The organism is Oleiphilus sp. HI0128 (assembly GCF_001635365.1).
Window position 1 is genome coordinate 1 of sequence record NZ_LWGG01000740.1, and the last position, 8,444, is coordinate 8,444.

The window sequence follows — 8,444 nt, forward strand, 5'->3', positions numbered from 1 at the left end:
GTATTAGCGGCTGGAGCTATGCTCTTGTGGTATTTTGGTGCCAGTGAGGCGTGGCAGGCTAAGTTAGCGGCGATTGCCAACCACCAAAGTGCTTTGTTTGAAGACCGGTATTGGGTGACCGAGGCTTTGTTATATTGCCACGCCTTGTGTTTTTCAGTGTTAGCTCTGCTTGCCTTGATTCGCAAACATGTTGCAGATTTCGCTTTATTATTAACCTGGCTATCTGGCGTGTCAGTCTTTTTCGACTTCTCTTCAAATCACCTTAGTTCAGTATGCTTCTCAATGCTGTTTTTGGCTTTGTTTATTCTTTATCAACAAAGTAATTATCAGGTGACTTATAAAGATGCATTAACCGGAATATCAGGTCGCCGTGCTTTGGAAGATTATCTTTCCACTTTAGGTCGTCATTACTCGGTAGCGATGCTCGATGTCGATCACTTTAAAAAATTTAATGATACCCATGGTCATGATGTGGGTGACCAGGTTTTGCGTATGGTGGCTTCAAAGATCGCTCAGGTCGAGGGTGGAGGGCGAGCTTTCCGTTATGGTGGAGAAGAATTTACCATTGTCTTTAACCGCCGAAGTGCTGACGACATTTTTGTCTTTGCCGAGGCCGTGCGTGAATCGATACAAAACTATGCGCTAAAGCTTAGGTCCGATGACCGTGAGCAGGATAAGAAGACAGGGAAAAAGCATAGAGGTCAGGGTAATCCTTCTAAGACCGTTTCGGTGACAATAAGTATAGGTTTGGCAAATAGCGAGCCAGGGTATCGACCAGCTGAGGTCATCAAGAAGGCGGATGACTTGCTTTATAAAGCAAAAGAGGCAGGGAGAAATTGCACAATTAAAGAAAGTCCGCGATCTGTCTAGTCGGCACGCTATTATCCAATTACAAGCTCTCTATGCTCCCCGTATCGATTGTACGGCGAGCTTGATCTGTTCTTTTCTGGTGAAGGCATTATCTTTGGCTTCTTGTAAGGCGAGTTTTTTGGCTTCGTCACTTAATTCATTTGAGTCTAGGATATCTTGCCGTTGTTGGTAGAATTCTGTTAGGCGAGCTTGCCACTGTGGCGTATTGGATTCTAGGTAGGCCATTCTTTGTGCGATCTTTTCTCCATAGAAATTAGCTCTTAAATCGAAGATTTCTTCAGCCGTGTCAGACTGATTCTTAAGCCTGTTTATTTGTGCGGTGAGCTTTTTTTCTTCGCGCTTATAGCGCATGCCTTGAGCCATCTTACTGGGCAGTTGGCTTTCGGCCTGAGCCATCAGCTGATCTTTTTCCTGCTCGCTTAGTGAACTGTCGCTGTTGATCAGTAAGCGCTGATAAGAATAGTCATCATAACGTTCTTCGTGACCGAACAAGGCTTCACTTAGTTCTTTACCGAGGTATTGTCGACGTGTGTTTTTTTTATCATCAAGCGCAGAGCGCAGCATTGTCAGGTTTTCCTGCTGACTGAAGTCTGTGTTCATGGCAAATTGCTCTGTACTCAGGTTGCCTTTATAAAGCAGATAATTGTCTGCTATTTCCTGGGCTTTCATCGTTGCTTCGCCAGACAAACTCATCTCAATATACTCGCGTATGCGTTCAATGACCTGGTCTTGTCCCTCGATATGAGAAGCCATAAGGAAATACTCGAATATGTTTTTGATGTTCTCATTGATGACTAGCTTCCCTTGAGGGTCAACTAAAAACTGTTCGATCGCTATATCAGACATATGCAGGGGCAGCGCGCCGTAGCGTGATGCGGATTCGTACTCATGGGTTGAGTTGAAGGGTGTGCTCGCTAAGACTTGTCACACCCTGATTTCTATTTCATTGCGGCTTAGCTAGCGATGAGTTGCTTAACAATCTTGTTAAAGTGGCGAGCAAAAAGATAGTGGGTTTCACTTTTCAGACGGGTAAAGTGAGTCGTATTGAGGTGCTTTGATAGCAGCTCAGCGGCTTCTAGGGGAATAACATCATCATGTTCGCCGTGCCAGAATTGATATTCTGTTCGACAATTTTTTACCGAAAAGGCAAGAGCACTGAAGCTAAGCTTTAGTTCTTCTGCCCAAATACCAACACCTTGCTTAGCCGATTGCTTGAGATTAGCGGTTGAATAGTTTCGATATTGACTTGTTTTTAACAAGTTAATATCTGCAGCACGACCTTCAAGTGTGGGGCGAATATAGTTCAACTGCTGGGAATAAAAGTGTTCGATGTCTTTTCCAACAGCCATTTTTAAAATGGGTTCGATCAAAAATGGAGCAAACTTTAGACTTCGATTAACGGCCGTTACGAGTGAAGGGATGTTGGCGCAGGCCATAATATCTTCGATACGCGGCATGGCATTAACCATCGCAATGCGCTCGATGCGATCTGGCAGAAACTCTGCCAAGGCAAGCGCGTAACTACCACCTATAGAGTGTGCAAGAATTTTTACTTTATCTAGTTTTAGGTGATCTAGTAGTTGCTCAAGATCCGAGCACCAGTCTTGGTGGTTACGTTCGGGGTGGCAGTCAGAATCTCCGTAGCCAGGACGTTCGGGAACAATAATTCGGATATTTTCTTGTTCAAAAAGGCTTGATGCACCCGGAGGTAACTCCATTGAAGAGCCCATAAGGTTATGTAGTAAAATGATGGCGTGAGTTTCGGAGCTGGTCGAGCAATATGGGTCAGTTGCACGTTTATTTTTTAAAAGTTCAGGCTTTGGATGATCGCAATAACTCATACGCCTGCCGTCTTTCAGGTAAATAACGTTCTGCTCAGGCTCGCTTGTTTGGTCAGCAATAGGAGATAAAGGCCTATCGAGTTGATGTGAGGAGCCGAGTTTATATAATAAGACTTTTCTGATTAACTCCGGTTTCCTAGTCACCCCAAGTTTCTGATAAATGTTGCTTAAGTGGCCTCTTACCGTTGCCTCTTTTAACTTTAGTTTGGTGGCAGTCTTCTTGCTGGATAGCTCATTGATCAAGGTGACTACGACTAGTGCCTCGGTATCTGTTAGCTGGTAGTGTGCCTTGAGAAGCTCGGTGTTAATTAGCTCTTCCTGCTCTGTTTGAAAACAGAGATAAAAATGCTGGCTGAGCTGCATATCTGCCTCATTGCCTGGCAAGGCGGTAAGATGGACCAGCTTAGGTTTGCCTTGGTATGCCTTTTTAGTGCTGAGGCTTTCTACAGCTGAGTCGACGGGTTCAAGTGCTAGTGAGATGATGCTGAAGTTTTGGTCGCCGGTTAATGGCATAAGCTCTGTGTTCAGCCGAAGGTGTTCCGCGCTCAGGTAACCCTGATCAATTTGCCAGTGCTGACTGGCATTGAAGAAGTGCTCAGCTCGCTCATTGATGTCAATTATTCGGCCTGTCTCATTAATAATTAATGCCGCCATGGGAATATGGTTCAGGGAACTTTCTGTCTGTAAGGGGTGTTCCTGGCTGCTAAGTTGGGCACTGATTTTGATCGCCGTTTTCAGGTGTTTCATGACACGCAAGGAAACGTCTCTAAACGGATGCTCATGAGGTAGGTTTTCAGAGATGGAAATACAGTTTGACAGGCTCAGCAGTAGATTGAACCATTCGTCTTTCTTGCTCGCGAAGCGATAGATAAGGGAGATCAGTTCATCTTCTTCGAGGCTGAATTTCTCTATGGTAAGTGGTGCGTTATTTTCGAGCAGGTTAATCATGACTACATCCTTGTGACTACTTAACTAATCCGTATTCAATACAGTGTTCAAATAAAAATAAAATTAGCGCTTCCTGGCTTTCAAGCCTAGTTTTACGAAGCACTGATTGGAGTTGCTTGCGTACAGTCTGTTCGGAGACGCCTCTGTGCTCTGAAATATCACTAAGGCGAGCTCCTTCGAATAGTAAAATGCTTAATTCTTTCTCTGCCTTACTCAGTTTCAGAGCCTGAAATCTTAGGTTTTCTTTTAAGTGTTGCGCATAGTTGGCGCCTAAAAAATACACCCATGCAAGGCCGGTTCTGGTGTAATGTCTGAACAGCCTGGGTACGCAAGCTGTCGTGCTGATAATTACCGGATATTCTATTTCATTAATACTTAGCTTGAACAACACGCTGTGCTTGCTTGTCGCATTCATACAGTCGTGGATAGCATTTCTAAGTACGATGCGCTGATTAGCCCGAGTGCATAACTTCAGTAGGTCGATGTGCTCACGAGCTAGATGCCTTAATGATGTACTCGCGTCAAACTCTTCGTTTGTAATAGATGAATTGATTAATTGTCTAAACAACTTATTGCTAAACACACTATTAACTTGGTTATCGACAGCAAGGGTGGGGAGTGGGTAGTGGCCCAGAACTTGATAAACTGATTCAATTTCTTGCTGCTGTTGGTTTATTTTATGGCAGAGAAGTAAGGCCTGGGCGATATGTGGCAGTAGGTGTCTCTGTGTATTGGATAGGGGGAGCTGGGCTTCTGCGCGGCGATCAAAAGCAATGCTAGCGACCAACTCGGCGCGATGGTCGAAAGGAATACACGGATAAAGTACGTGTTTGTGAACAAAAATATAATAAGAACTAGAGCTACCGGCCGGTGCTTCCTTGCGAATGTCGCTTAGCTCAGTCTCGCTCAATAACGAGCTTTGCCAAGGGATTAGGCGTTCACTAAGGTCAATTGAAGCGCTGCCGAAGATGTCGCAAAGTTCTTGTGCCAAGCCTTCGGGGCCTTTAGATGCACTGTCGTAGAGCTTTAAGGTGAGCACTGAGCTGTCAAGGGGCGCTTTTTTTATAGAACTGCTATACACGTTTTATTCCGAAACTTATCTATCAATGCTGTTAAAGCGTTTGTCTTTTATCTAGTGCGTTTATAAGTGAGCATCATAGGGAATTTTAAGCAACAAATCGGTCTTGACACTTTGTTTTTGTGACAAGACTTCTTAATAAGTAGAAGTACGTGGTGATTCTGTGATCTTATCGCACTGAATTTATAGGGCTTCGTCACAGCGGTACTTACTTGGCTAAGTTCGTGTTTAAGAGGGATGACATTTGAATAGCCTTCATTGATTGAGTTGGATCATGTCTCATATTCCAGAAAACATGCTAATCTGAAGATCTTCACTTACGGAGATCATGTATGAGTCATACTGTTGAAGGTCAAGAGACCCATAAACATTGGGGGCGTCTAGGGCGCTCCATCCTCAATGGAGTGATAGGTGACTACCTTGAAAAAGAATGTAACCCTTTGGCTATCCAGATGGGCTTTTATTACCACTACAAACGCTTGGTCTTAAATGAACACCTCGTTCATCAGCTGGATGCGCCGTTAAGTAATAAGGTGGTTGTATTTGTTCATGGGCTAACAAACCTGGAAACGGTTTGGGATTACCACCTAAAGGCTCCCAGTGAAGGGGAATCTCTCGTCGATCATTATATTGATAGCTGTTTCGACTATAAAGGCGGCGATGTCAGGGAAAACTATGGTACAAAGTTGCAGGAAGATTTTGGTTATACACCGTTCTATCTTCGCTACAATACCGGACTTTCTTTAGAAAAAAATGGTCGTCTTCTGGCAAAGCAACTGACTCAATTGCACGAAGCCTACCCGATTAATATTGATGAACTGATGCTTGTCGGTTTCAGTATGGGCGGACTCTTACTTCGACATGCTCAATATTGTGCCATCCAAACTGATATGCCTTGGCTCTCGAACTTAAGTAAATGTATGTACTTGGGTACACCGCACGAAGGCTCACCGCTTGAAAAGTTTGGCCACTTTAGCGGTGAAATCGTTCGACACTTTCCTCGGGATTACATTAGCCATTGGGCTGATTGGATTGATCGGCGGAGTGAAGGTATTCAAGATTTAAAGCATGGCTTGAAGTTTTTTGCTCCATCTGAAGACATTGAGTCGTCATGTGCGAGTTTCTATGATCAGGCTCGTCATTACTTTATTAGTGGTAGTGTTGGAAAGAATGAAGATAGCTTTATTAGCAGAGTGATGGGGGGTAGCTTGGTCAGACAGGGTAGTGCTAACCCGGGCTCTGCGCCAACACATAGCTAAAACGCTCACTTTGAAGGCCTGCCACATATTCCATTGGCGCACTCTGACCGCGTGTACCAGCAGATAGCATGCTGGGTTGATGAAGATGAGCGAAGATTGCGTACACGTCATGCGGGGAAAGCGCTCGATTTAATCAACTATCAGGTAATACGTAAACCCTATATCCCCGAAGCTGGGCAGCAAGATGTGTCCAATCAAGCTTTATTAGCAGGCACTATCGATTTGATGGCGAGCGCTTACGATAAAACGGTAGAAACAGTTGAGACGGTTCATTACTCAATTGCTGAAGAGCCCTTTTATGTGATGCAAAAATTACCCGTAGTGAGTCAAATAGCCAAACCTATTGAAGCCGTGCACCGAGATATTCTGGATATCGTCTATCGTTCACTAAGAGGTGGCGGCAAGCTTGTCCATCGTGCGGCTAAATTGCTTACCCCGGATGACCTTGCACAAGCTAGACCTAATGCATAGTTTTTACTTTGCCTTTCTATTACCATAAGTAGTGCTATCATAAAAATAACCCAAGCTTTTTCCACCACTTACATAATAAATTTAAGGTGAGTTACATGCCTATGCGTTTTATGTCTGCTTTTAGACACTTTTTACCTATGATTGTCTGCGCGATGCTGGCTGGACTGCTCTCTGGAGCAAGCTACGCCACAGATAATAAGCGGTTTGAATCGTCCGTTCGAATTGGTTACGTACCTCATCTTTCTTTCAAAGTTGATAACGGTATTGCTTCAGGAAGTCTTGCAAATTTGATGGAATGCTCGAGCGCATACTTTTCTCATGTCGAGTTTGTCGAAATGCCACACTACTCATTCATGGAAGGTGCGCTTGATAGTAATGTGATTGATATTGGTTTGAATATGGTCAAGACCAAATCGCGGGATAAAGTCGCTGAATATGCCTTTGACCTATATACCTCACGTATTTTACTCGTGGGTAATGGTAATTCCCGAAACAATCAAGGTGCAGGTATTCTTGCGGTTAAACAAGGCAGTGATATCGATATTTTGTTGTTGGCTAAGGGCTATCAAGTTAACACTCAAGCTTATTCGATTGATAGGCTGATCGAGATGTATCGTGAAGGACTCATTAATTCATTTGCAGAGTCAGAAGTGAGTATCTTTGATGCGCTTCAGGCTTTGGATGCGGATGAGGTCGATTATGATTATGAAGTACTGGCCGAAGCCGCTGGCGGAGCTTATGTCGCTAAGCACTTCTTGAAAAATAACCCCTCAGTGATTAAAGACTGGCAGCAAGTAACGAGTGTTTGTGCTTACCTTGCACCCAAGATCGAATTATAAGTAGATCCTGTTGTCAGGCCTATGCTCCCTTGATTCGGGCTGATCATCCCTAGGAAATTATGCCTCTTTTCTGATAGAATCCGCGTGCGCCGTAGAGATAGCTGTATAAGTTTTGTGCAGTTTTACGGTGCCATATTCTAGCGATTTACGAAAGAGGTTCGTTGCATGTCTGTTGTTCGATGGCTATTAGGCCGTATTATTCTATTAGTTGATTTTCTGTTTAAGCCTCGTAAACCCAAGCTTTCCAGCGAGAAGCAGTTAGAACTGGACGCGGCGACGCAGAACATATCGCTATATCAGTATGCTGCCTGTCCATTTTGCGTAAAGGTTCGATGGGCTGCGCGTCGTCAGGGCTTAAATATTGAGACTCGTGATGCGAAACGCAATAAGCAGTTTGCTGAAGAGCTACAGTCCGGTGGAGGAAAGCTTAAGGTGCCATGCTTAAGAATAGAAAAAGATGGTGAGCAACAATGGATGTATGAGTCGTCAGATATTATTTCTTATCTTCAAGAGCAATATACATAAGAGAGTCCTGCAGAGGGCCCCAGCCCTCGCTATGCGGAGTTAGATAGGTTCAAAGGTGCGACCTGCCAGCGAGGCTCGGTACAAATCTAGCTGTTACTCTCTCCAAGAACCTTTCTGATTTCCTGTTCTGCATAATCCAGTTCTTTAGCAAAAGAGCTTATTGCTTCTTCTTGCACTTCATTTGGGAACTGTGTGTTGTTTTCCAGATCAATTGCCAGGCAAGCTACTCTATTTATACCCAGTTCTTCAGCACTTGTGCGTAAGCGGCTTGCTTTCTCAGTGATCATTTGTTTGTTGATAGCGCTGAGCCCAGAGTTTAAGTGCTGTCTGATCTCGCCAACTTCAGCGACGAATTGCGATAAGGCACTCCGATAATGTTGCTCGTCTCCCAGGCTAGTTCGCAGGCCAATATTTTGGTCGAGCACGCCAGCGGGAAGGCCTGTTGATGAGCCAAAATTATTGCTTGACGAATCAGGGGCTTCGTCAACAAAATTATCAGGCTCAGGCTCAGGCTCAGGCTCAGGCTCAGGCTCAGGCTNAGGCTCAGNNTCAGGCTCAGGCTCAGGCTCAGGCTCAGGCTCAGGCTCAGGCTCAGGGCTTAGGTCATGAATTT

Annotated in this window: 8 protein-coding genes; 5 read left to right on the forward strand and 3 right to left on the reverse strand. The window is 44.5% G+C overall.

The genetic code is table 11. The features are described from left to right. On the forward strand, window positions 1-870 hold an 870-nt coding region (locus tag A3763_RS09560), incomplete at its 5' end, for a GGDEF domain-containing protein (RefSeq protein WP_231872155.1). A gap of 30 nt (window positions 871-900) precedes the next feature. Here A3763_RS09560 and A3763_RS09565 read toward each other — a convergent pair. The 3 genes from A3763_RS09565 to A3763_RS09575 form a co-directional block, all read right to left on the reverse strand. Then, window positions 901-1,716 (reverse strand): lipase secretion chaperone, encoded by an 816-nt coding sequence (locus tag A3763_RS09565; protein ID WP_068510955.1) that lies wholly within the window; start codon window positions 1,714-1,716, stop codon window positions 901-903. Between the two features lie 107 nt (window positions 1,717-1,823). Further along, entirely contained in the window at window positions 1,824-3,659 is a 1,836-nt protein-coding gene (locus A3763_RS09570) for an alpha/beta fold hydrolase (protein ID WP_068510952.1), read from the reverse strand. Between the two features lie 16 nt (window positions 3,660-3,675). Continuing rightward, window positions 3,676-4,740 (reverse strand): helix-turn-helix transcriptional regulator, encoded by a 1,065-nt coding sequence (locus tag A3763_RS09575; protein ID WP_068510950.1) that lies wholly within the window; start codon window positions 4,738-4,740, stop codon window positions 3,676-3,678. Window positions 4,741-5,069: 329 nt separating this feature from the next. Here A3763_RS09575 and A3763_RS09580 point away from each other — a divergent pair, with 329 nt between their 5' ends. From A3763_RS09580 to A3763_RS09595, 4 genes are all read left to right on the forward strand, one after another. Next, the gene (locus tag A3763_RS09580; RefSeq protein ID WP_068510948.1) at window positions 5,070-5,996 is read left to right on the forward strand and encodes a triacylglycerol lipase; all 927 of its coding nucleotides are present in this window, start codon (window positions 5,070-5,072) and stop codon (window positions 5,994-5,996) included. Between the two features lie 51 nt (window positions 5,997-6,047). Then, entirely contained in the window at window positions 6,048-6,467 is a 420-nt protein-coding gene (locus A3763_RS09585; protein WP_068510945.1) for a hypothetical protein, read from the forward strand. Window positions 6,468-6,562: 95 nt separating this feature from the next. Continuing rightward, window positions 6,563-7,306, forward strand: coding sequence for a hypothetical protein (locus A3763_RS09590; RefSeq protein ID WP_068510943.1), 744 nt, complete (start codon window positions 6,563-6,565; stop codon window positions 7,304-7,306). 165 nt (window positions 7,307-7,471) lie between these two features. Further along, a complete protein-coding gene (locus A3763_RS09595; protein ID WP_068509001.1) occupies window positions 7,472-7,831 on the forward strand; it encodes a glutathione S-transferase N-terminal domain-containing protein in 360 nt (119 codons plus the stop codon). The last annotated feature ends 613 nt before the right edge of the window (window positions 7,832-8,444 follow it).

Bases quoted from the DNA above. Each gene is read 5' to 3' on its own strand.
- A3763_RS09590 (WP_068510943.1), top strand. From the start codon at position 6,563: ATGCCTATGCGTTTTATGTCTGCTTTTAGACACTTTTTACCTATGATT.
- A3763_RS09595 (WP_068509001.1), top strand. From the start codon at position 7,472: ATGTCTGTTGTTCGATGGCTATTAGGCCGTATTATTCTATTAGTTGAT.
- A3763_RS09570 (WP_068510952.1), bottom strand. From the start codon at position 3,659: ATGATTAACCTGCTCGAAAATAACGCACCACTTACCATAGAGAAATTC.
- A3763_RS09580 (WP_068510948.1), top strand. From the start codon at position 5,070: ATGAGTCATACTGTTGAAGGTCAAGAGACCCATAAACATTGGGGGCGT.
- A3763_RS09565 (WP_068510955.1), bottom strand. From the start codon at position 1,716: ATGTCTGATATAGCGATCGAACAGTTTTTAGTTGACCCTCAAGGGAAG.